Here is a 744-nt window from a genome sequence, read left to right as displayed (position 1 = left end):
GCCCCGGCTTATGGGCCAGCCCATCACGCCCAAATCCAGCCAGCCGAACAACAAGCGGCTCCAGACACCTCACGACTGCCAGCAATCAACCGATGAAAAATCCGGGTTAGTTCGGCATGGTCGCGGCGGGTAGCCTGACACCCTCGCTGGAATAGGAATGCCTTCACCAGTGCGGCCACCCGCCCTCCGGAAGGAAGGCAAGTGGCCGCAGTAGGGTCGGAGAGCCGGGCTTTAGGTGTCCTGGCCGCCGAGATTGTAGGGATCGTCGCTGGCGTCCGCCTCGTCGGTGTTGTGCAGCTCATCGCCGGGGACATCGGTAGCGGCGCGCTCTTCGCCGAGGGGCGGGACGTCCTCCAAGTCACCTTCAAGGCCCTCACCGCGCGGCACTGGGAATTCGCCTTCGCTCTGCTGCTTGATCAGCTCCTGCTCTTCAGACAGCCGCAGGTCGTTGCCCAAGTCGCCTGCGTCACCGCTGCGGAACTCACTGGCCGTCTGCTGCAGCTGCTCATCGTACTGCTCGTCCTGGCGTTCATCATTGCGCTCAGTCATGATGCGGCCCTTTCGCTCGGTTACTGGCTTCAATATTGATCAGCCTACTGAGCATGAGGGCAAGGCGAAAGCGAAACGGCGAAGCGGCCAGACGCGGCAGACGGAACAGACTGCAGCCGGGCTGGCGAAGCCGGGGCTGGCGAAGCCGGGGCTGGCGAAGCTGGGGCTGGCGAAGCCGGGCGGGCGAAGCTGGGC

General features: G+C 64.5%; 2 protein-coding genes. One reads left to right on the top strand and one right to left on the bottom strand.

Annotation, left to right across the window (positions count from 1 at the left end; all coding sequences use genetic code 11):
* Positions 1–231: 231 nt before the first annotated feature.
* Positions 232–549: a hypothetical protein gene (locus tag D477_RS20710; protein ID WP_005275413.1), complete on the bottom strand. Its 318-nt coding sequence runs from the start codon at positions 547–549 to the stop codon at positions 232–234.
* Here D477_RS20710 and D477_RS23465 point away from each other — a divergent pair.
* Positions 548–744: hypothetical protein (locus D477_RS23465; RefSeq protein ID WP_005275411.1), on the top strand; the 197-nt coding region annotated here is incomplete at its 3' end. The two genes, D477_RS20710 and D477_RS23465, sit on opposite strands and share 2 nt — an antisense overlap.

This window comes from Arthrobacter crystallopoietes BAB-32, from assembly GCF_000328305.2.
Classification (GTDB): domain Bacteria; phylum Actinomycetota; class Actinomycetes; order Actinomycetales; family Micrococcaceae; genus Crystallibacter; species Crystallibacter crystallopoietes_A.
Note: the sequence above shows the minus strand (reverse complement) of the source record. Positions and strands in the feature narration are given on the sequence as shown.

Coding starts and splice junctions, on each gene's coding strand:
- D477_RS20710 (WP_005275413.1), bottom strand. CDS start 549: ATGACTGAGCGCAATGATGAACGCCAGGACGAGCAGTACGATGAGCAG.